This window comes from Candidatus Methylomirabilis sp. (assembly GCF_028716865.1).
Lineage (GTDB): Bacteria > Methylomirabilota > Methylomirabilia > Methylomirabilales > Methylomirabilaceae > Methylomirabilis.
Genome location: NZ_JAQUOY010000027.1, coordinates 1 through 20,772 on the forward strand (window position 1 = coordinate 1; position 20,772 = coordinate 20,772).

The window sequence follows — 20,772 nt, forward strand, 5'->3', positions numbered from 1 at the left end:
CTAGGCAGGAGATAATCACTATGCCGTTTGTTGCCCACTTCGTCGATGCATTTGCGTCCATCCTGAACATGGTGTTGTCGCTTTATACCTGGCTCCTCATCATCCGGGCGCTGATCTCCTGGGTCAACCCCGACCCCTGGAATCCGATCGTCCAATTTCTCGCTCGCGTTACCGACCCGGTGTTGCGGCCGATTCAGCAAATGCTGCCGATGTGGCGGTTGGGATTCGATATCTCTCCCATCGTCGCCATCCTGGCGATCCAGTTTATCCAGCGATGGCTGGTGCCTTCCCTTCAAGAGATGGCCTGGACCCTTCGCTGATGGTTCTGGTTCGACAGGAGGGCGAGGCCGCCTCGTTCTGTATCCGCCTGCAGCCGAAGGCGTCCCGCGAAGCGATCGTCGGCGAGGTCGATGGTATCCTGAGGCTCCGGGTGACCGCCCCGCCGGTAGATGGACGGGCCAACGAGGCCTGCCTCCGTCTGCTTGCCAAGGCTCTTGACCTGCCGGTCTCCCGCTTTCGAATCACCGCTGGTCAGCAGGCCCGCGTGAAAACCATCCGGATCACCGAAGCCTCCGCCGATCTCATCCGCACTGCTTTCTGTGACCTGCTGGAGCACCCAAACCGCTAACCCCTACTATACTGGCGGACCAAATTACCTGGAAAAGCATTGCGTTGTCCGTGCAACCGCAGAAGTTGGGCTTGACTCAAGCCCGCGCATTTCCTATACTTCTGTCGGTTTTAGGGGTGTAGAGTGCGAGCGAACAGGAGTGAGCTGCCCGCGGTTTTTGGCTGACTGAGAAGAGAGATGTGATGGACCGAAACCTGGCGCTTGAGTTAGTGCGGGCGACCGAGTTAGCCGCCATTTCGTCGGCGCGTTGGATGGGGTTAGGCAATCCGAGCGCGGCTGATCAGGCTGCGATCGACGCCATGCGTCATGCCTTCGATAACGTCAGCTTCAGTGGTTCCATTGTCATCGGGAAGGGTGAGCGCGGTACGGCGCCAACCCTCTATGTCGGAGAGGTCCTTGGCCAAGGCGATGCCCCTGAAGTAGACATCGCGCTTGATGCCGTTGAAAGCGGGGCGATTGTGGCCAATGGCCGTCCCAATGCCATCTCCGTCATCGCCGCCGCTGAGAAGGGGTCGCTGCGCCAGGTGCCGGAAGCCCACATGGAAAAGATCGCCGTCGGGCCCAAGGCGGCCGGGGCGATCGACATCACCGCCCCGGCAGAGAAGAATCTTCGCGCGATTGCTGAAGCGATGAACTGTTCTGTAGAAGATCTCACGGTGGTCATCCTTGACCGACCTCGCCACGCCGATCTGGTGAGGCAGGTCCGCGGGATCGGCGCGCGCATCAAACTCATTCAGGATGGCGACCTGTCCGCCACTATCGCTGTGGCGTTCGAAGGGACGGGCGTCGACGTCCTCATGGGGGTCGGGGGGGCGCGAGAAGGCGCGCTCGCGGCGACTGCGCTTCAGTGCATTGGGGGTGACATGCAAGGTCGCCTGAAGCCGCTGACGGAAGAGGAGGCAGAGCGCGCACTGAGAATGGGAATCCAGGATCTGGACCGGGTATTTACGATCTCCGATCTGACCGGAGGAGGAGAGTGCGACATCATGTTCGCCGCGACCGGGGTGACTGATGGTGATCTTCTGAAGGGGGTCCGCTTCTTCGGCGGAGGAGCCCAGACGCACTCCCTTGTCATGCGCTCCAGGTCCGCGACCGTCCGCTTCATCGAGTCAACTCACCGCTTCGACCGGAAATCGGTCTCATAGGCCCACATTGCGCATCGCGTTAATCAGTCTTCAGTCTTCAGCCGTCAGCCGTCAGCTCTCTGCATGAAACTAAAAGGTGTACGGGGGGCGCCAGACCTCTTGCCTCAGGAGACCGCGAGGTGGCAGCGCGTCGAAACGGCTACGCGCTTTCTCTTGCAGCGGTACGGCTACGCGGAAATCCGGACCCCAGTCTTTGAACGGACGGAGCTCTTTGTCCGTGGTATCGGCGAGGGGACCGACATCGTCGAGAAAGAGATGTACACTTTCATCGACCAGGGGGAGGTCAATCTCACGCTTCGGCCCGAAGGGACCGCGCCGGTTGCCCGAGCCTATCTCGAACATCAGATGGCCGCCCAGTTCCCCTTGGTGAAGCTGTATTACCTCGGTCCGATGTTCCGTCGGGAACGGCCACAATCGGGACGATACCGGCAGTTCCACCAGATCGGCGTGGAGGCGATCGGCTCCGACCAGCCGGCGGTGGATGCGGAGGTGATCGACCTCCTCTGGGCGCTCATGGTGGAGGAGTTCCGAATTCCTGATCTGCAACTTCGCCTCAATTCGATCGGTGACGCAGCCTGCCGCCCCACGATCCGAGATCGCCTCCGTCGCTATATGACGGATCGGTCGTCAGCGCTCTGCCCGGATTGCCAGGGGAGGCTCACGCGTAATCCGCTCCGGATCATGGACTGCAAGCAACCGGGCTGCCAGCATCTGGTGGCGGAGGCACCAAAACCACTTGAGAGCCTGTGTGAAGCCTGTGCGGCCCACTTCACTGAGGTCCGAGGTCTGCTGGATCACTTGAAGATCCCCTATACTATCGATGAGCGGCTGGTCCGCGGCCTTGAATACTACACAAAAACGGCTTTCGAGGTGATTAATCCCCGCCTTGGCGCTCAGAATGCCTTGGCCGGTGGCGGGCGCTACGATGGCCTGATCGAGGTAGTGGGCGGGCCCTCAACCCCTGCCATGGGGTTCGCTGTCGGGATAGAACGGGTCATAGCCTCGCTTCCGTCAGCCGAAGAGGAGGACGTGCTGCGTGGGATCTACGTTGCCACGCTAGGGCGAGAGGCGCAGCGAGCCGGGATGGGGCTCCTGCAGGAGCTGCGTCGACGCGGTATGCGGGGCCTGATGAATCTCGAAGCGCGCAGTCTCAAGAGTCAGATGCGTCAGGCCAATAAGGAGCGGGTCCGGTACTGCCTGATCTTGGGTGATGAGGAGCTCGGGCGAGGCCAGGCGACGCTGCGGGATATGATGAAGGCCGACCAGACGTCCGTGGAGCTCGTTCATATCGTCGAGCGTCTGATGGGGCTGGAGGGGGTATGAGCACAAGCAGAGGACATCTGACGCGGACGGAGTATTGCGGTTTATTGGGCCCGCAGCACATGGGGCAGCCTGTGGTACTGATGGGCTGGGTGCATCGGCGACGCGATCATGGCGGCCTCATTTTTATCGATCTTCGAGATCGCGAAGGGGTGGTCCAGACGGTCTTCAACCCCGAGCATCATCCGGAAGCCCATGAGGTGGCCAGACGGATGCGCGCTGAATTTGTGGTGGCGATTCGCGGCAGAGTCCAGGCGCGCCCGCCGGGGACCGAAAACGCCGCACTTCCCACCGGGGCTATCGAGATCGTGGTGGAGGAGGCGCAGGTCCTGAATGAGGCGAAGCCGCCGGTCTTTGCAATCGAAGAGGAGACAGACGTCGCCGAGGAGATTCGGCTGACGTATCGGTACCTGGACCTCCGCCGCCCGCCGCTGCTGCGCAACCTGCGCCTGCGTCACAAGGCGGCCCAGGCGGTTCACTGCTATCTGGACAGCCACGGCTTTGTTGAGGTAGAGACCCCCATGCTGACTCGGAGCACGCCCGAAGGGGCCAGGGACTATCTGGTTCCGAGTCGGCTGAACCCCGGGGAGTTCTACGCCCTGCCGCAGTCGCCCCAGCTCTTCAAGCAGCTCCTCATGGTCTCGGGCATGGATCGATACTATCAGATCGTCCGGTGCTTTCGGGACGAGGATCTGCGGGCCGACCGACAGCCGGAGTTTACTCAGATCGACATGGAGATGTCGTTTGTGGATCGAGAGGATGTGCTCCGGGTGACGGAAGGGCTGGTGGCGGCACTCTTTGAAGCGGCCGGCAAGCCTTTACCGCCCAGGCCATTTCCACGACTGACGTATGCCGAGGCGATCGACCGATTCGGCCTCGATGCGCCGGACACCCGGTTCGGGATGGAGCTGACCGACCTGACCGAGTTGTTGCGCGGGATCGATGCCAAGGTGTTTGCCGAGCCGATTGCGCGAGGCGGCGTGGTCAAGGGGATGAATGTCAAAGGGTGCGGCGCATTCTCCAGGACGCAGATTGATGGGCTGGTTGACTGCGCCAAGGGGTTTGGGGCCAAGGGGTTGGCCTGGTTCAAGGTGTCTGCGGACGGGATCCAGTCGCCGCTGACCAAGTTCCTCTATCCGATGATCCTTGAACGGCTTGCTGAGCGACTGAAAGGGGAGGAAGGGGATCTCTTGTTGCTGGTCGCCGATCAGGCAAAGACGGCGGCCGAGGCGCTGGGGCGCTTACGGGTTAAATTAGGCCGTGAGTTGAAGTTGATTGATGAGAGCGCGCTGGCTGTCACTTGGGTCATCGACTTCCCCCTCCTTGAATTCGATCCCGAGCAAGGGCGGTGGCAGGCGATGCATCACCCCTTTACGGCGCCGCTGGACGAGGATCTGCCGTTCTTTGACACCGATCCCGATAAGATCCGCGCCAAGGCCTATGACCTGGTTGTGAACGGGCAGGAGTTGGGGGGAGGCAGCATCAGGATCCACCGCCGGGATGTGCAGAGCCGGATGTTCGGCGCTCTCGGAATCAGCGAGGACGAGGCAAGGGCCAAATTTGGGTTTCTCTTAGAAGCGCTTGAGTATGGCGCCCCGCCCCATGGCGGGATCGCCTTCGGCTTCGATCGGGTTATCGCGCTGCTCGCGGGGGCCGGCTCGATCCGGGACGTGATTGCCTTCCCCAAGACCCAAAAGGCGGTGGACCTGATGACGAACGCCCCTTCGCCTGTCGACTCGAAACAGCTCAGGGAGTTGAAGATTAAGCTGGATCTCGACTGAGATTGCAGCTTTCAGCAATCGGCTATCAGCCTTTAACAGATGGCTGGCTGCTGACAACTAATTGCCGCCTCTGTTGACAGGTCCATGGGGCAGGGATAGGATATAGGAGCGTGGGGTGGTGGCTGTGTCCCATGAGGCAGAGGATAATGAGTAGCGAAGCGGGGAGATGACAGGGGAGCAGGTTCGACCGGAACAAAAGGTTTCCCTGCCTATCGGGGAAGAGATCCGGCAACTGTTTGGTCGCAAGGATGAGGTTAGAAAGCTCATCGAAGAGGCATTACAGGTTAAGCTGGTTGCGCGCAATGGCTTTGTGAGCATCCAGGGTGAGGCGTCAGATGTCGCTGTCGGGGAGCAGGTCGTATCAGAGCTGATCTCGGTGCTGGCGCGCGGTGAGCGCGTGACGCCACAAGACGTGAAGCTGGCCCTTCGGCTCTTTACCAAAAAAGAGGAGGAGGAGTTCAAGCGGATCCAGGGTGAGGTGATCGATGTTTCGTCAAAGAAGCGGCCGGTTCGGCCAAAGGGCCCCGGCCAGCGAAGCTACATCGAAGCCATCCGCCATCACGACATCGTCTTCGCCATAGGGCCGGCCGGGACCGGCAAGACCTATCTGGCCATGGCCATGGCCGTGTCAGCCCTCCTGAGGCACGAGGTCAGCCGGATCATCCTGACCAGGCCCGCCGTGGAGGCTGGGGAAAAGTTGGGTTTTCTCCCCGGCACGCTCTACGACAAGATTAACCCATACCTTCGACCCCTGTACGATGCGCTCTACGACATGATCGAGCTGGAGCGTGTCACCCGTCTGATTGAGATGGGCACCATCGAGATTGCTCCGCTGGCCTTCATGCGAGGCCGGACCTTGAACGATTCGTTTATCGTGCTGGACGAGGCTCAGAATACGACCTCAGAGCAGATGAAGATGTTTTTGACGCGCCTTGGCTTCGGTTCAAAGACCGTCATTACGGGGGACATTACCCAGGTCGATCTGCCCACCGACAGACGCTCCGGACTGATCGAGGTGCAGCGTATTCTGAAAGGGATCGAGGGGATCAAGTTCGCTTATCTCGGCGAGGAGGACGTGGTGCGACACGAGTTGGTGCAGCAGATTGTCAGGGCCTACGAAATGTACCAGACCTCCACACCACCAGCCGAGGGGCGATAGGAGGGCGCCAGATGGCGCCCGACACGAGTAGCAGCGGTATCATTACCAGTATGCAGTCGCCGGCTGCGCGCCGGCTGCTCCACGCTCCCCGTGTGGTCTCCTCCTGGTTCCATTGGGCCACCGGGCGCCTCGAGCGCCATCCGGGTGCGCTGTATGTGCTCTGTAGCGTGGCCGTTCTCACGATCATCCTCCTCATCGCATCTTCCCCGGTACTCCCGGCTGGAATCCTTCCACTCCTTGGGATCTGCCTCCTGGTCAGCCTCCTGCTTGGAAGCCTCTGCCTGTACATCTGGACGCTCCAGCCCAAGTCGATGCGACAGCCGAAGAGTCTGTTCCTCCTCGCGTCGGTGATCTTGTTGACGGTGGCTATCACCCGCTCGTTTTTCTTCTTTCTGCCCTCCGCCCACCAGGCGCTCCCTCATGTGCCTGCGAGCGCCCTCGAATACTCGATCCCTGTCGCCTTGGGAGGTCTGCTCCTGGCGCTCCTCTTCAATAGTCGCCTGGCCTTTGCAGGCGCTCTTGCTATCAGCATCCTGACCTCCCTCGTAGCGGCTGACGGGTTCCGCTTCTTCCTGTATAGTCTTGTGAGCAGCCTTGCTGCGATCTTCGCCCTCGTGGGTCAGAAAGATCGAGCTACCCTGCTTAAAGCGGGAGCGGCTGTCGGGCTGGCCAATCTCTACTCAATCCTGGCCTGGTCGTTGCTCTCCGGGACCACAGAGTGGCTTGGTTTTCACCTGCTCTGCGGTCTTGCCGGCGGGTTGTTTGTCGCGATCCTGTCGCTTGGCCTGCTCCCGCTGTTCGAATATCTGTTCGAGGTGGCTACCGATTTTCGATTGCTGGAATTGTGCAACCTGAACCATCCCCTCCTGAAGGAGATGATACTCAAGGCCCCAGGTACCTACCACCACAGTGTTGTGGTGGGTACCCTGGCCGAGGCGGCCGCTGAGGCGATCGGCGCGAATGCTCTGCTGTGCCGGGTGGGCGCGTACTACCACGACATCGGGAAAATCACCAAGCCTTCGTACTTCGTCGAGAATCAGCAGAATGTCCGGAGTCGACATGAAAAGCTGGGCCCGAGCCTCAGCAGCTTGGTGATCGTATCTCATGTGAAGGGTGGCATCGAACTGGGTCGGGCCTACGGCCTTCCCCAGACCGTGCTGGAGATGATCCCGCAGCACCACGGCACCAGGCTCATCCTTTTCTTTTACCACAAGGCCAAGGGTACAGAAGAAAGCGACCAAGGCGAGGTTCAGGAAGAGAAGTTTCGGTATCCGGGGCCGAAACCTCAAACCAAGGAGGCGGCCATTCTGATGCTGGCCGACGCCGTTGAGGCAGCGTCGCGGACCCTCACCGAGCGGACACCCGGGCGGTTCCAGGCGCTGGTTGCGAAGATCGTGAATGCTATTTTCGCGGATGGGCAACTCCGCGAATGCGAGCTGACCTTCAGTGAGCTTCGCCTCATTGAGGAGAACTTCATTCGGATTCTTAGCGGCATCTACCACCGACGGGTAGAGTATCCCGGATTCGCCTTTGAGGAGTCTGCCGGTAGAAGGGGGGCGAATGGCACTGCAGGTCATAAATCGACAAAGGAAGATCAGGCTCGACACGAGATTTCTAAAAAAGGTCGGGCAGACTACCCTCGTCACAGCAGGGGCTCATGAGGCCGAGTGCGGGCTGTTGCTGGTCAGCGATCGGGCTATGACCCGCCTGAACCGGCAGTATCGAGGGATAGCCAAAAGTACGGACGTCCTCTCATTTCCGATGCGCGAGGGTCCGCTTGCGTCGCTATCGCCGAATCTGCTCGGGGATGTGGTGATCTCAGCCGAAATGGCCGATCGACAGGCCACAGCGGCGGGTCGCTCGCTTCGAGACGAGTTGGTCGCGCTCCTGATCCATGGCATCCTACACCTCCTCGGCTACGACCATCAGACGCCATCAGAGGCGAAGAGGATGAAACGCCTCGAAAGGCAGTTCGGTCTCCCGTTCATCGAGACAGAAGGTGGATGAGCGTGGTGGACTCGCTGAAACCGTTTCGCTGTGCGCTCGACGGGATCGTGGATGCGATCTCAACACAACGCCACCTGCGCATTCATGGTGTTGTGGCCGGCCTTGTCGCGCTGCTCGGGGTGCTGCTGGGGTTGCCGTATACTGATCTCCTGCTGCTGCTCATGGCTATTGCGCTTGTGGTCATCACAGAGCTTCTCAATACTGCAGTGGAGTTGACCGTGGACCTCACATCACCCGTTTTTCACCCGATTGCCAGACGGGCAAAGGACATCGCCGCCGGCGCAGTTCTGATCGCTGCGTTGGCCTCGGCTGCTGTCGGCATCATTATCCTTGCGCCTCCCCTGTTTCGCGCCTTCGTCGCAAGTCCATTGTCCGCAAAGTCGGCTATGCTGGCGGTGATTGCCATCGGGCTGGGGGCAAGCATATTCACCGCGCTCTTGCCGCGCCGGTTCGGGCAGGACCCTTCCAGCGAATCAGTTCCCAGGCGAAGATGACCATCGGTTCGAGGCCGCACATCACAGGATTGGGGTATGAACAGTTATAAATCCGGCTTTGTTGCGATTATTGGACGCCCCAACGTGGGCAAATCGACCCTCATGAACCGCCTGCTCGGACAGAAGGTTTCAATCGTGTCTCCCAGGCCGCAGACGACCAGGGCAAAAATTCTGGGGATCAAGAGCCTGCCTGGGGCGCAATTGATCTTTCTGGATACGCCAGGGATCGACAAGTCGGGTGGCTATTTCCACCGGCTGATGGTGAAGACGGCTACGAACAGCCTGGAGGGGACAGATCTGGTCCTCTGGATGGTAGAAGCCCCTAATCCACTCTCTCAGGACGACAAGCTGATTCTGGAGGCCCTGAGGAGCGTCAAGTCCCCGATCCTTCTCGCCATTAATAAGGTCGATCTCGTTGAGAAAGAAAGGTTGCTGCCCACGATTGATCGCTTCCGGGCACTGCTGCCATTTGCCGAGATTGTTCCCATCTCCGCCACGAAAGGCGACAACGTTGCGCTCCTTGAGTCGCTGCTGGTCCAATACCTCCCGGAGGGACAGCCTTTGTATCCTCTTGATCAGTTGACTGACCAGCCCGAGCGGTTCATTATCGCCGAGCTGATTCGCGAGAAGGTCTTTCGTTTGGTCTACCAGGAGATACCGTATGCGGTTGCCGTTCTGGTGGAGCAGGTGAGGGAGCGGGAAGGGCGGGCGCTCACCGACGTCGAGGCAACTATTTATGTCGAGAAAGATTCGCAAAAAGCGATCATTATCGGGCGCGGGGGGGCCATGCTGAAGAAAATCGGGGAGTTAGCCAGACCGGAGATTGAGATGCTGCTCGGCACCCAGGTATTCTTGAAACTGTGGGTCAAGGTTCGCAGCGACTGGCAGAAGGATGATGAGGTACTCAAGCGGCTTGGCTATTTGCAACCATAAAAACATTGCGGGTTTCGAGATCCGAGCCCCTAGCCCCTAACCCCTAGTTCGAAAAATGCCTTTACACACAACCGAAGCGATTGTGATCGGCGGACATAATCTTGGCGAGGCAGATCGGATTATTCCGTTCTTTACGAGGAAATTAGGGAAGGTCCGGGCGGTTGCCCGTGGGGCAAGGCGGGTTCGCAGCCGATATGGCGGGACCCTTGAGCTGTTCACGCTTGGGCAGCTTGTCTTCTTCGAGTCGCCCAACCGGACCCTCCACAAGATCAACGAGTTCTCTGTTATCGAGCCGTTCGCCGAGCTCAAGGCAGATCTTGGGAGGCTGAGCCGGGGAGCCTACCTCGTGGAATTGGCGGGTGCATCTATCGAGGAGGGGGAGTCAAGCGAGGAGATCTTTCTTTTGCTTCGGGATGCCTTAACGCTGCTTGCCTTGCATGATGACTCGCGACTCCTTAGATCGTTTGAGATCCGCCTCCTCAGAATTGTCGGATACCTTTTGGAGCTCTATCACTGCCTGGTCTGTCGGTCCGTACTGGAGTCCATCGCTGAACCCGCCATCAGCCCGACCCGTGGTGGGCTTGTCTGTTCCAGATGCCTCTCACGAGCGCCAGATAATTTACCTATCTCTCTGGAATCATTGGGATTCCTGCGCTCAGTTCTGCACGGCAGACTGGAGCAGTCGCTTGCTTCGCCTCTTTCCCATCCTCATCTTACCAGCCTTCAAGAGGTTTTGCGGGTGTGCATTGCGCACTTCTTCGGTAAAAGACTTCGGTCTGTTGCCTTCCTAAGCCTCGTCGAATAGAGCGTTAGTGGAGGAGGCGTGTATGCGGGCGTTGCGTTTGAATAGTACGCGCCCGATCGAAGATCACCCGCTCACGCTGGTCGAGCTGTCGCCGCCGATCCCTGGCCCAGGTGAACTTCGCCTGCGGGTCCAGGTCTGCGGGCTCTGCCGGACCGACCTGCACATCATCGAAGGCGATCTCTTGCTTCCCACGCTCCCCATCGTGCCCGGCCACCAGATCATCGGCATCGTCGATCAGGTGGGAGCGGGCGTAACGCGCTTTCAGGCAGGCGATCGGCTGGGCGTTCCCTGGCTGTACTCCACCTGTGGCCGATGCGCCTTCTGCCGGCGGGATCAGGAAAACCTCTGCGACGCAGCCCGTTTTACCGGCTACCACGTGAATGGGGGGTATGCGGAGTTCGTGGTTGTGCGGGATGAATTTGCGTACCCGCTCCCGACCGGCATCTCGACGGCCCACGCGGCCCCCTTGCTCTGCGCAGGGGTCATCGGCTTGCGCGCCCTTCGACTGAGCGAGGTCAGGCCCGGCGAACGTCTGGGGCTGTATGGGTTCGGCGGCTCGGCGCACATTGCCATCCAGGTGGCGGTCCACTGGGGATGCGAGGTCCTTGTCTTTACCCGGAGCGAGGCACACCGCGCCATGGCCAGGCAGCTCGGCGCCCACTGGGCGGGTCAGGCGGAGGCCGACCCGCCTGGACTGCTCGATAGCGCGGTCATCTTTGCGCCTGCCGGACGGCTGGTGCTGCAGGCGCTTCGGGTCCTCAGGAAGGGCGGCACGATCTCACTTGCCGGCATCACCATGAGTCCGATCCCGGAGCTTGACTATGCCCTACTCTACCAGGAGCGGACCGTTCGGAGCGTGGCCAACAGTACCCGTCAAGATGTGCGTGACCTCCTGCGCTTGGCAGTCGAGATCCCGATTCGAACCGAGGTCCACACCTTTCCCCTGGATGAGGCTAATCACGCTCTCCAGCTCCTTAAGCAAAGCCGGTTCAGCGGCGCCGGAGTCCTGACTATCTCCTAGTGTCTTCGAGTGCTTTATTTTTCGTTGACAGCCCTGGGAGTGTGATGTAAAGTAACTACTCGCGTCGCCTCGTAACGTAATCTTCACGTTCTCGGGAGAACGGTGCCGGAGAAGGCGAGGAATGGGGACGACAACCGCTAGTCAAAGTAGATCGCTATCCGCCAAGGATCACATGCACGAGTGCGCTGAATCACAGCAGTCTCTCCTTCTCCCTCAAGCCAACCAGCATAAGACCCTTCGAATCGTCCTGATCAAACCCTCACAATACGATGATGATGGGTACGTCATCCGCTTTTGGAAAGCCGTACTGCCCAGCAATACCCTGAGTGTCCTCCAGGGCTTGACCGAAGACATCAAGAGGCGCCGTGTCCTCGGCGACATTACTATCCAGGTCGATACCTTTGATGAGGTAGCGGAAAAGGTCCCAGTGGCGCAGATCGTGAAATGGAGCCGCCATCCTTTCACGAAGCTGGTGGTATGTCTCGTCGGAGTCCAGACCCCCCAGTTCCCCAGGGCGCTCGAAATGGGGAAGCAGTTCCGAAAGTATGGGATTGACGTCATGATGGGGGGATTCCATACCAGCGGAACCATCAATATGCTTGGCGATCAGGGGCCGGACATCCAGGAGCTCTATCGAGAATCGATCGCAGTAGTCTCCGGCGAGGTTGAAGGACATTGGGAAGGGATGCTGGCCGATCTCCTCAACGGACAACTGAAACCCCTCTACTCCTTTGCACAGGACCTCAAAGAGCTTGTGGACATCGACAATGCCCCCTTGCCCATCATCAGCCGCAAAACGATGAAGCACTTTGCCAGGCCCAACTTTGGAACGGTTGAAACCTCTCGAGGCTGCCCATTTTCGTGTAGCTTTTGTACGATCATCAACGTACAGGGTCGGATGATGCGGGAGCGTTCTCCAGAGGTAATCGCGGAGCTCATTCGAAGAAATTACACTGAACATCGGATCGACTTTTACTTTTTCACTGACGATAACTTTGCCCGGAAGAAGTGGTGGCGCGAAACCTTTGAAGCAATCATCCGCCTGCGCGAGGAGGGGATCAAGATCTCCTTTATGATGCAGGTGGACTTGGCCCGCAAGCCGCAAGACTTCGTGCGTCTCGCAGCCGAGGCCGGCTGTACCCAGGTATTCGTCGGCATGGAGAGCGTCAACCCTGACAACATCAAAGCCCAAGGCAAGGGACAGAACAAGGTTGAGGAGTATAAGGCCATTATTGGCGAGTGGCACAACGTCGGCGTTGCTGTCCACGTGGCCTACATTATCGGTATGCCCTTTGATACGAAGGCGCAGGTGGCCCTCGACATGCAGTATCTTATGGATGAGATCCAGCCGGATCAGGCCTCCTTCTTTATGCTGACTCCGCTGCCTGGTTCCCAGGACCACAAAGAAATGCAGGAACACGGCGAGTGGATGGACCCCGATCTCAATAAGCGAGATTCTTTTCACGCCACAACCGCACACCCCAATATGACCACCGAGGAGTGGACCGCCGCGTATCAGGAGGCTTGGCGGGCGTTTTACAGTAAAGAGAATATGGCGAAGATCCTGTCACGATGGCAGCACGCCCCGAGGACATATTGGAATCTCCTGAATGTCTACCTGTGGTACAAGAACGCGGCCCTGATCGAAAAGCAACATCCGATGGTGGCCGGCTTTTTCCGCTTGAAGGACCGGCTGACGCGGAGACCAGGATGTTCGGTTGATCCGCTGCCGGTCCATCTTTGGAAGCGTACGAAAGAGGTGTACCGTCTGTTCGTGGCATGGGCTCGATTCCTGAAGGAGATGGAAGAGGTCTGGCTTCAGTCCCGCCCTCGAACTGAAAGAGAAAGGCGAGTACTCGATGAGGTGCAGCGGATACAAGGAGAGATCTGGCAGACCTTAAAGGTTGCGGAGTGGCAAAAGGCATATAATGATGCCAAGGCGGCGCTACCCTCCAAGGCCCGGAGCCTGCTCGATCCCTTTGAGGAACTCTCCTCCAAGATGTTGCTCAGCCGCCGGGACCTGAATGTGTTCCTGAAGAAGTGGGGAAGCCTTCAGGCCAAGATCCAGACACTGCATCGCGGTTGGGCATGGGGAGACGGACCTGCCAAGAAATGGCTTGAGCAGCTCTATGCGCTCCATCGAGATGCTCGGCAGGGCATGAAGGTTCGTGAATGGCAAGAGGTCTACTCCGGCCTCAGGGGAAGGCTCCCGTCACGACTGGATCTGCTCTATGCCAGGTTTGATGCCTTGAGCAACCGGATTGTCTGTTCCCGCCAGGATCTCAGCATGTTCTGGATCAGAACACGGGAGCACCTGAGCAGGATGCGATTCTGGCAGATACGGCCCTTCAGGCTCGCGGCTACCTTTTTTAAGGAGTTTCTGCTGACAACGGCCTTCGCTCGAAGCCTCTTAGCATCGACTCGCTCGAAACAGCCGAGGGTACTGCAGCATTGACACAATGTACGGCGGCCGTTTTGAAGTGTTGTGGCCCCGTTTTGGCGTAATTGCGCGTAATCATTTTGATAATGCGTAACGCACATAGTTTTGTATGTCGCCGAATTTGGGGATAAGCTCTGGTGCACTTGGGCCACAGTCGTGCCTGAGTATTGGCGATTCGGAGAGAGTTTTGTAAAAGGAGGGATGAAGGAAGTGCGATTGACCGGCAAGGTAAAGTGGTTCAATGACAGCAAGGGGTACGGCTTTATTGAGCGACCGGATGGCGATGATGTCTTTGTGCATTATTCCGCCATCCAGGGCTCCGGCTTCAAGACGCTGGCCGAGGGTCAGGAGGTTGAGTTTGAGGTCGTCGATGGTCCAAAGGGGAAACAGGCCGCGAACGTCATCAGGCTTTAACGCTGCTCCTCCGTCACGAACAAAAAGCCCCCGCGAATTCCATCCTCGTGGGGGCTTTTATGTTTTCTGCTGATCGGCTGAAAACTGAACGCTCAGTTGTCTGCCTGGTTGATGGCTGTGAGGAGCCAAGGGTTTGGCCCGACCGGGCGCGTGACGGTCCAGTACTCCTCAAACTTTACAGGGTCGGTGCGGCTACCGTCTACAACCTGGGAAGTCCCTTCGTCCACAGTATAATCGAGAAGATTCGCCAGGAACCGCACCGTTACATAGTCTTGCCCGCGCTCCTGCCACGCTTCCGTGAGTTCTACGGAGCGGACCGCGATGTTTTCCAGGCGGTTGATCTTCCGCTCGTTCCTGAGCCGCATCACATCTGCGCCAAGCTGAGCGTACATCTCAGGCGTGAGGATCGTGCGAATCGGTTCAAGATCACGATTCCCCCAAGCCGCCTGAACCTTGAAGAAGAGATCGGTGCATGCCTCTCGGAAGCGTCCCTCCTCAAAGCCAGGGTCCATCTGGCGGATATGCGCTATTCCCTGGTCCAGATTGCCTTCTTGGACCATTGTGGCCTGCGAAGCCGTCCCCTGGTACCGTTCCGGCTCACGTTCGCCAAACCCCGTACGCTGATACGGCCCCTCGGTTGGCACCGGCTGCGACCGTTGCTTAACCACCCAATAGATCGCCAAGCCGATCCCACCCAGGATAACCAGGTCCATCAACCCGAATCCCCCACCCATGCCGCCAAAGCCGGCGAAACCCAGACTCCGGAACAACATTCCGCCGAGAAATCCGCCAAGCAGGCCTCCTGCCATGCTCCGCATGAACCCACCGCCTCCGAACGGAGTGGGTGCCGGGGCCGCGAGCGGAGACTGTGGCTCGGGCCGTGGCTGAGTGGGAGCTGTTGGTCTATAATAGTTGCGGCTTGGGCTGGAGTAGCTGCGGAAGCCGCGGCTCCCAAAGCTGCCGCCGCCGCCTGCTCGTGCCCAGACCTCGATCTCTGTGGCCAGTAGTGCGAAGACTACCGCAAGGATAGTGAACCCTACGCACTGTCCGTACTTCCGTGTCATGTATCTCCTCCTGTTGCTAAATCTACCGCGAGCACAAAATCTTCAGACTCATTATCAGCGATCTTTTTCGATGGTGCAAGTAAAAAGCGGTTTTATCGTCGCTGACAGCGCAGATCAAGAATGAGCCGATAGATGTACCATCCTTCCGGCAGATACACCTGCAGGAAGTTCGATCGCTATGTGGCGGAAGAGACAAAGGATCTCCAGGCGAACCTCCCCTTTACGGCCACGGGCTTCCGCCAGTGGGAGGCATTCCGTGTAAGGGAGAAAGAGATCAGGGGATTGGTTGATCCAAGGACTACTTGTTGCGTGGTATCTCGCCCTCTATGGGGGTCGGCGGTCGATCCATCAGGCTGGGCGGGTCAACGGTCCGGCCAGAACCGGGCGGGAACCCCCGACGATGCTGTCGGAGGTCCTGAATGACGTTGCGCATCTCGGTTTCAAATCGGTCTTCGAACAAGGCAAGGCGGGCCTGTTGCTCCGGACTGAGGATCGACCGCAGCCCCCCCTTAATGGCTTGCTCGTGTCCCCTGAAGTCGGTCTCAGTACGATCCAACTGGTCAAGTCTCGCCTTGATCTCCTCATCTCGCAAGGGCCGCTGCTTCAAAAGCTCTGCCAGCTCACCCCTGAGCAAGCGCTGCCTCCTATAAAATTCGCGGCGTGAGGCCTCCAGTTGGGCGAGTTTCGGAAAGAGCTTGGCGGCTTGATGTTCATCCAGGTTAAGCGCCTCGGTCATCTTCCAAATCTTGATCGTCTCGATCAGGCGTCTCCCTTCCGGTTCGCCTGGCGGCCTTGGAACGGCAGGTACGAGCGGTTGTCCCATAGCGCCAGAGACCGGACCAAGCAACCAGACCAGCCCCGCGGCGGCTATCGCCATACACCAAGCCCGAATCGAACAACGTTCCTGTAACTGTGTCATGACTCTGACCATTTAAAGCGACTCAGGTGATCCAGCAGGGCCTGTCGCTCCTTTTCGTCAAGCGAGGCGAGCGAGTCCGACGGGTCGGCCTCCTGACGCAGGAGCCAGGCCGTTTCAAACCGATCCCCTATCTCATCTGCCCAGCGGAGTCGCTGAATTGCCGCCATAAGAATCGAGGGCTCTTCAACGACCTCTCCGGCCACCACGAACGGCTCACCTGGGTGTTGATTCCCATTGTCTGGGCGCGGTATGATGGCCATACCGTGACCCGCGCGATTGCGATCTACGATCTTTTCCGTCGAAGTCGGCGCGCCCCCTTGCCGATCAACCCTGACAGGCAAGAAGCCCGGCAATCGGACAACGACAAATATTGAGACGGCGGCCACAGCCAGGCCGGCGATGAACTGCGGCCGGAAGGTCAGCCATGATCCAGCGCCGGCCAACCAAGCGAAGGGTGTCGACTTGCGCCTACGATCCTCCTGTTCGATTCGATGCCGTATCGAAGGTAGAAACGCTTCCCAGAAGCCCGGTGACGGCTCAGGAATCGGGTCAGCCTGCACAAGCGCGAAGAGATCGCGAGATGCGGAAAATTCAGCGGCACACGTCGCACAGCCATGAAGATGCGCGAGGATCTCCGCACGTTGCGCGGGCGGCAACTCCTCCTCGATCAACTCCAGCAGCCTGCACTCAACTTCCATGCATTGCATGGCGACGATGGTCCTTTCTCCCCATCACGTGCCTTCACGCCAGTGTGCCAACTTGCGCCGAAGCGCTTGCACGGCATGAAAATAGTGTACCTTGGCCGTTGCCTCTGAGACCCCCAGGATATCGGCGATCTCCCGGTGTGCGAGGTGATGATGAACACGCAACGTCAAGCTCGCCCGCTGTTGCGGGGGAAGGGTCTCGATGGCATTAGCGAGTGCATCCGCCCGCTCCTTTTCCTCGAGTTGTGCGAGCGACCCCTCCGATGAATCGGCCGGTTCAGGATGCTGGTCAACCGTCGCGTAAAGAGAGCGTGAGCCCCGGTTCAGATGGTTGAGGCATAGGTTTACGACGATCCGGTACAGCCAAGTGGCCAAGCTGGAGCGACGGTCAAACCGACTCAAATTTCGATACACCTGGACAAAGGCCTCCTGCGACACGTCGCGCGCATCCTCCGCATTCCTGGTCATCCGGTAGGCCAGATTGTACACCTCCCGCTGGCGCCTTTGGACCAGTTCATCGAACGCCGTCCCATCGCCCTGCAAGAATCGATCGATCAGTTCGAAATCTGCCTCGCGCAAGGCCTTTGTCTCTCACCGAGAGCCATCCCCCGTCCGACCGGCCCAGCCCGGCAACGGTGCTTCTGCAGGGCACGTCGCTTGAATCTGCCTATTAGAGCGGCTGTGCCGCTCGAACGTTTAATGACTCGACCCTACTTCTTCCGGCGCTGGTGTCTGGTCCGCTTCAGTAGTTTCTTATGTTTGTGCTTACTCATCTTTTGCCGACGCTTCTTGACAACGCTTCCCACTCACATCCCCCCTTTCTGTCCTTACGCCTGCTCAGTTAATCCGCTTTCCGAAGTTGCGGAAGCGGTCTTCGTATCCCGTTTGATCTGAAACTTCTCCAGACGATACTGCAGCGTCCGATAGCTTAAGCCCAGGAGGCGGGCCGCCTTGGTGATCACCCAATCAGACTTTTCCATGGCCTGCAGGATCAAGTCGCGCTCCAGCGCCTCAAAGGAGATCCCCTGCTCTGGAATCTCGATCGCGAACTTCCTGCCGGGCGCACTCGATGGGGCAAGTTGGACCGGGAGATCAAAGAACCGAACCTCAATGGGCAGATCGTAATGCGTAATCTCAGGCCCTTCGCAGAGCAGGATTGTCCGCTCGACCACTCCCTCAAGCTGCCGAACATTACCGGGCCAGTGGTAGTTCATCAGCAGCCGCATCGCCTCGTTGCTGATCCCTTGGATTGGCTTTCCCGCGCGCTCACCGTGCTTTCTGATGAAATGTTCGACGAGCTGAGGGATGTCGGTGCTCCGCTCTCGAAGCGGCGGAATTATAATAGAGACGACGTTCAGCCGATAGAACAGGTCCTCCCGGAGGAGCCCGCCTTTGACCGCCTCGGCAGGATCCCGATTGGTCGCGGCGATGACGCGAACGTCGACGCCGATCTCGTTTTTCCCCCCGAGTCGTCTGAACGTTCCACCCTGCAAGACCCGCAGAAATTTTGCCTGAGTCGACACCTGCATCTCGACGACTTCATCGAGGAAGATCGTCCCGCCGTCCGCCAACTCAAAGCAGCCGGCCCTTCGCTCCACTGCCCCTGTAAACGCGCCCCGCTCGTGGCCGAAGATCTCACTTTCCAGCAGACTCTCAGGGATGGCGGCACAGTTGACGGCGATAAAGGCGCGATCCTTGCGCTGGCTCTGTCGATGGATGGTCCTGGCGATCAGTTCCTTGCCGGTCCCACTCTCCCCGATGAGCAGCACGGTGGAGTTGCTGTTCGAAACCTTCCGGATCTTTTCGAAGACCTCCTGCATCCGGAAGTGGTTGCCCACGATCCCTTCGACGCGAAACCGCTCCTCAATCTGCTGTCGTAAGGACCGATTCTCCCGGCTCAACTGGATGCGATCGAAGGCCCTGCGCACCGTCAGCAGCAACTCCTCCCGTTCGAGCGGTTTGGTCAAATAGTCGAACGCGCCCCGCTTCAATGCCTGCTCAGCCGAATCGAGTGAGCCGTATGCAGTCATCAGGATGATCAGGGTAAGTGGGCTATCCCGGGGCAACCGCTCCACCAGGGAGAGGCCATCGATCCCCGGCATTCGGAGATCGGTCAGCACCAGGTCGAACGGCTTCTCCTGACAACGCCTGATGGCTTCCCCTCCTCCTGGCGCCGTTTCGACCGAATAGCCCTCAGCCGACAGGATAGTCCGAAGGATCTCCCGCTGGGGTCCCTCGTCATCGACCACCAGGATCCGTCCCCCCCGCATCAGGCCGGCTCCTCTACCGGTAGCTGGATGCTCACGGTAGTACCCTGGCCGCGAACGCTGGCCAACGTGATTACCCCGCCATGCTCCTCTACGATCTTCTTCGTCAGGGCCAATCCCAGCCCGATCCCGACCTCCTTCGTCGTAAAGTATGGCTCGAAGACCTTGGCCAGATCTTCGGGGGCGATCCCGTACCCGGTATCCTGGAAGCGGACCTCGATCCACCGTTCGCTTCCGGAGGGTGGTGATGAGAGTGATGGGTCGGTCCCGTTCGCCAGCCTGGCGGTGATCGCAAGCTTCCCTCCCTGAGGCATGGCCTGGAAGGCGTTTACCAGAACATTCACGAAGCAGGTCTTGATCTGCTCACCGTCTGCCAATATCCGCGGCAGGTCACCCGAGGAGTTGCGTTCGATCTCAATCCCCTGTTCTTCGGCTTTGCCGCTGGCCATACTCACGACATCATGGAGCAGCGGGGCCAGATCGCATGGACGCGGCTCAAGCTTGAGCGGCTTGCCATAGTTCAGGAAATTGGTAATCATGGTGTCCAGCCGATGGATCTCGGTTTTCATCCACGAGACCAGGTGGGTGAACTCTTCCCGTGAGCGAGGGTCGGTTGGTGAGAACCGACTCCGCAGATGATCGATGCTCAGGTTGATGAAGTTCAATGGGTTACGGATCTCGTGCGCGATGCCCGAGGCCAACTGACCAATGCTGGAGAGGCGCTCAGCCTGGTGAAGGCGGCTCTCCAGCTCCTTGTTCGCCCGCAGCTTGGCCACCATGTCGTTGAAGCTCGTGGTCAGCTCACCGATCTCATCGTGCCGTTCCACCGGCAAACTCTCTCGCAAATCACCCTGCGCGACCCGGCGTGCGGCCTGGACCACCTGATCGATCGGCCTGGTATACTTCCAGGACAGAATGAGGGAGGCCGCCATCCCGAGGCCGAAGACCAGTACGGTGACAATCAGTCGTTTGATAAAGTTGAGCCGAGAGATCTCGGCAAAATCATCCAGCACCATGCTGATCAGGGCATAGCCCATCCGCTGGTTCCCTACTACGATCGGCACGATCAGATTGTAGTTCTTTTGACCTTTCTCGGTCGCGAGCGTCTCCCCCAGTCGGGCGGTGATGAACAGGTCCCGGTGGCTGGGGTCGATGGTTGCGCCTACGCGCTTTGGATTGCTGCTGGCAATGATCTCCTTTTCATTGCTGATGATCGAGATCTCATTGACCCCTTTTCGTTGCAGGCGACTGACATAGTCCTGGAGGCGCGCCTCGTCGGTCCGCTCCTGTGAGGTGAGACGCTCCACGCTGATCTGAATGGCACTGGACAGATCCGTCGTGTGCTTCTCCACCTGGTCGATCAGCGTTCGCTCTGCCTGCCAATACAGTACGAACAGCGACGCCAGCGTCAGCAGCAGGAGGGAGAACATCATCAGGAGCAGTTTCGCCCTGAGCCCAAGATTATCGAACAGCCCCTTCACCCTCAGACCCTCCTTGAACCCGGTACAGCGCAGCCGGGCGCTACGATACAAAACTATAGCTTATCGGAAATGCTGGATTTTGTAAAGCTGGGAGGGACTCAGCGCATAATCCTCTCTCTGGTAGCCTAGATCAGAAGGGATTTCAGGGGTGAGAACGAAGCGGGATCGCCCGATAGGACGCGAGAAGGAT

The 20,772-nt window shown here is 58.9% G+C and carries 21 protein-coding genes; 14 read left to right on the forward strand and 7 right to left on the reverse strand.

All coding sequences use genetic code 11. The annotated features are described in order from the left end of the window. From PHV01_RS10565 to PHV01_RS10630, 14 genes are all read left to right on the forward strand, one after another. Positions 1-320 (forward strand): YggT family protein (locus PHV01_RS10565; RefSeq protein ID WP_337291122.1); only part of this gene is annotated, 320 nt, incomplete at its 5' end. After that, the gene (locus PHV01_RS10570) at positions 320-628 is read left to right on the forward strand and encodes a DUF167 domain-containing protein (protein WP_337291123.1); all 309 of its coding nucleotides are present in this window, start codon (positions 320-322) and stop codon (positions 626-628) included. The genes PHV01_RS10565 and PHV01_RS10570, both read left to right, overlap by 1 nt. A 182-nt stretch (positions 629-810) precedes the next feature. Continuing rightward, positions 811-1,773: a class II fructose-bisphosphatase gene (gene glpX, locus PHV01_RS10575; protein ID WP_337291124.1), complete on the forward strand. Its 963-nt coding sequence runs from the start codon at positions 811-813 to the stop codon at positions 1,771-1,773. A gap of 63 nt (positions 1,774-1,836) precedes the next feature. Then, complete coding sequence (gene hisS / locus PHV01_RS10580) at positions 1,837-3,096, forward strand: histidine--tRNA ligase (RefSeq protein WP_337291125.1); 1,260 nt, start codon at positions 1,837-1,839, stop codon at positions 3,094-3,096. Continuing rightward, positions 3,093-4,874, forward strand: coding sequence for an aspartate--tRNA ligase (aspS, locus tag PHV01_RS10585; RefSeq protein ID WP_337291126.1), 1,782 nt, complete (start codon positions 3,093-3,095; stop codon positions 4,872-4,874). Before hisS ends, aspS begins: the two co-directional genes overlap by 4 nt. A 166-nt stretch (positions 4,875-5,040) precedes the next feature. Then, positions 5,041-6,033, forward strand: coding sequence for a PhoH family protein (locus PHV01_RS10590; protein ID WP_337291127.1), 993 nt, complete (start codon positions 5,041-5,043; stop codon positions 6,031-6,033). Positions 6,034-6,044: 11 nt separating this feature from the next. Beyond that, positions 6,045-7,694, forward strand: a complete 1,650-nt coding sequence (locus PHV01_RS10595; RefSeq protein WP_337291128.1) for an HDIG domain-containing metalloprotein — start codon at positions 6,045-6,047, stop codon at positions 7,692-7,694. Next, positions 7,594-8,040, forward strand: coding sequence for an rRNA maturation RNase YbeY (ybeY, locus tag PHV01_RS10600; RefSeq protein WP_337291129.1), 447 nt, complete (start codon positions 7,594-7,596; stop codon positions 8,038-8,040). Before PHV01_RS10595 ends, ybeY begins: the two co-directional genes overlap by 101 nt. Before the next feature lie 2 nt (positions 8,041-8,042). Continuing rightward, positions 8,043-8,534: a diacylglycerol kinase family protein gene (locus tag PHV01_RS10605; protein WP_337291130.1), complete on the forward strand. Its 492-nt coding sequence runs from the start codon at positions 8,043-8,045 to the stop codon at positions 8,532-8,534. A 36-nt stretch (positions 8,535-8,570) separates the two neighbouring features. Next, complete coding sequence (gene era, locus PHV01_RS10610) at positions 8,571-9,467, forward strand: GTPase Era (RefSeq protein WP_337291131.1); 897 nt, start codon at positions 8,571-8,573, stop codon at positions 9,465-9,467. 55 nt (positions 9,468-9,522) lie between these two features. After that, positions 9,523-10,272 carry a DNA repair protein RecO gene (gene recO, locus PHV01_RS10615; RefSeq protein ID WP_337291132.1) on the forward strand — a complete coding sequence of 250 codons (750 nt, stop codon included), beginning with the start codon at positions 9,523-9,525 and terminating at the stop codon, positions 10,270-10,272. A gap of 22 nt (positions 10,273-10,294) precedes the next feature. After that, positions 10,295-11,293 (forward strand): zinc-dependent alcohol dehydrogenase family protein, encoded by a 999-nt coding sequence (locus PHV01_RS10620; RefSeq protein ID WP_337291133.1) that lies wholly within the window; start codon positions 10,295-10,297, stop codon positions 11,291-11,293. A 172-nt stretch (positions 11,294-11,465) separates the two neighbouring features. Then, positions 11,466-13,748 (forward strand): radical SAM protein, encoded by a 2,283-nt coding sequence (locus PHV01_RS10625; protein ID WP_337291134.1) that lies wholly within the window; start codon positions 11,466-11,468, stop codon positions 13,746-13,748. A 201-nt stretch (positions 13,749-13,949) separates the two neighbouring features. After that, a complete protein-coding gene (locus PHV01_RS10630; protein ID WP_337291150.1) occupies positions 13,950-14,147 on the forward strand; it encodes a cold-shock protein in 198 nt (65 codons plus the stop codon). Positions 14,148-14,239: 92 nt separating this feature from the next. On the opposite strand, the gene PHV01_RS10635 is transcribed toward PHV01_RS10630, so the two are convergent. From PHV01_RS10635 to PHV01_RS10665, 7 genes are all read right to left on the reverse strand, one after another. Further along, entirely contained in the window at positions 14,240-15,211 is a 972-nt protein-coding gene (locus PHV01_RS10635) for a Tim44 domain-containing protein (RefSeq protein WP_337291135.1), read from the reverse strand. 298 nt (positions 15,212-15,509) lie between these two features. Next, a complete protein-coding gene (locus PHV01_RS10640; protein ID WP_337291136.1) occupies positions 15,510-16,130 on the reverse strand; it encodes a hypothetical protein in 621 nt (206 codons plus the stop codon). Beyond that, a complete protein-coding gene (locus PHV01_RS10645) occupies positions 16,127-16,837 on the reverse strand; it encodes a hypothetical protein (protein ID WP_337291137.1) in 711 nt (236 codons plus the stop codon). The genes PHV01_RS10640 and PHV01_RS10645 overlap by 4 nt, the downstream gene beginning before the upstream one ends. A gap of 24 nt (positions 16,838-16,861) precedes the next feature. Further along, a complete protein-coding gene (locus PHV01_RS10650) occupies positions 16,862-17,413 on the reverse strand; it encodes a sigma-70 family RNA polymerase sigma factor (protein WP_337291138.1) in 552 nt (183 codons plus the stop codon). 131 nt (positions 17,414-17,544) lie between these two features. Then, positions 17,545-17,640: an AURKAIP1/COX24 domain-containing protein gene (locus PHV01_RS10655; RefSeq protein ID WP_015745373.1), complete on the reverse strand. Its 96-nt coding sequence runs from the start codon at positions 17,638-17,640 to the stop codon at positions 17,545-17,547. 21 nt (positions 17,641-17,661) lie between these two features. Then, on the reverse strand, positions 17,662-19,104 hold the full coding sequence (locus PHV01_RS10660; RefSeq protein WP_337291139.1) for a sigma-54 dependent transcriptional regulator: 1,443 nt from the start codon (positions 19,102-19,104) through the stop codon (positions 17,662-17,664). Continuing rightward, the gene (locus PHV01_RS10665; protein WP_337291140.1) at positions 19,104-20,582 is read right to left on the reverse strand and encodes an ATP-binding protein; all 1,479 of its coding nucleotides are present in this window, start codon (positions 20,580-20,582) and stop codon (positions 19,104-19,106) included. Before PHV01_RS10665 ends, PHV01_RS10660 begins: the two co-directional genes overlap by 1 nt. Positions 20,583-20,772: the final 190 nt, after the last annotated feature.

Coding starts and splice junctions, on each gene's coding strand:
- era (WP_337291131.1), top strand. CDS start 8,571: ATGAACAGTTATAAATCCGGCTTTGTTGCGATTATTGGACGCCCCAAC.
- glpX (WP_337291124.1), top strand. CDS start 811: ATGGACCGAAACCTGGCGCTTGAGTTAGTGCGGGCGACCGAGTTAGCC.
- PHV01_RS10640 (WP_337291136.1), bottom strand. CDS start 16,130: ATGACACAGTTACAGGAACGTTGTTCGATTCGGGCTTGGTGTATGGCG.
- PHV01_RS10595 (WP_337291128.1), top strand. CDS start 6,045: ATGGCGCCCGACACGAGTAGCAGCGGTATCATTACCAGTATGCAGTCG.
- PHV01_RS10645 (WP_337291137.1), bottom strand. CDS start 16,837: ATGCAATGCATGGAAGTTGAGTGCAGGCTGCTGGAGTTGATCGAGGAG.
- PHV01_RS10620 (WP_337291133.1), top strand. CDS start 10,295: ATGCGGGCGTTGCGTTTGAATAGTACGCGCCCGATCGAAGATCACCCG.
- aspS (WP_337291126.1), top strand. CDS start 3,093: ATGAGCACAAGCAGAGGACATCTGACGCGGACGGAGTATTGCGGTTTA.
- ybeY (WP_337291129.1), top strand. CDS start 7,594: ATGGCACTGCAGGTCATAAATCGACAAAGGAAGATCAGGCTCGACACG.
- hisS (WP_337291125.1), top strand. CDS start 1,837: ATGAAACTAAAAGGTGTACGGGGGGCGCCAGACCTCTTGCCTCAGGAG.
- PHV01_RS10660 (WP_337291139.1), bottom strand. CDS start 19,104: ATGCGGGGGGGACGGATCCTGGTGGTCGATGACGAGGGACCCCAGCGG.
- PHV01_RS10625 (WP_337291134.1), top strand. CDS start 11,466: ATGCACGAGTGCGCTGAATCACAGCAGTCTCTCCTTCTCCCTCAAGCC.
- PHV01_RS10570 (WP_337291123.1), top strand. CDS start 320: ATGGTTCTGGTTCGACAGGAGGGCGAGGCCGCCTCGTTCTGTATCCGC.
- recO (WP_337291132.1), top strand. CDS start 9,523: ATGCCTTTACACACAACCGAAGCGATTGTGATCGGCGGACATAATCTT.
- PHV01_RS10590 (WP_337291127.1), top strand. CDS start 5,041: ATGACAGGGGAGCAGGTTCGACCGGAACAAAAGGTTTCCCTGCCTATC.
- PHV01_RS10635 (WP_337291135.1), bottom strand. CDS start 15,211: ATGACACGGAAGTACGGACAGTGCGTAGGGTTCACTATCCTTGCGGTA.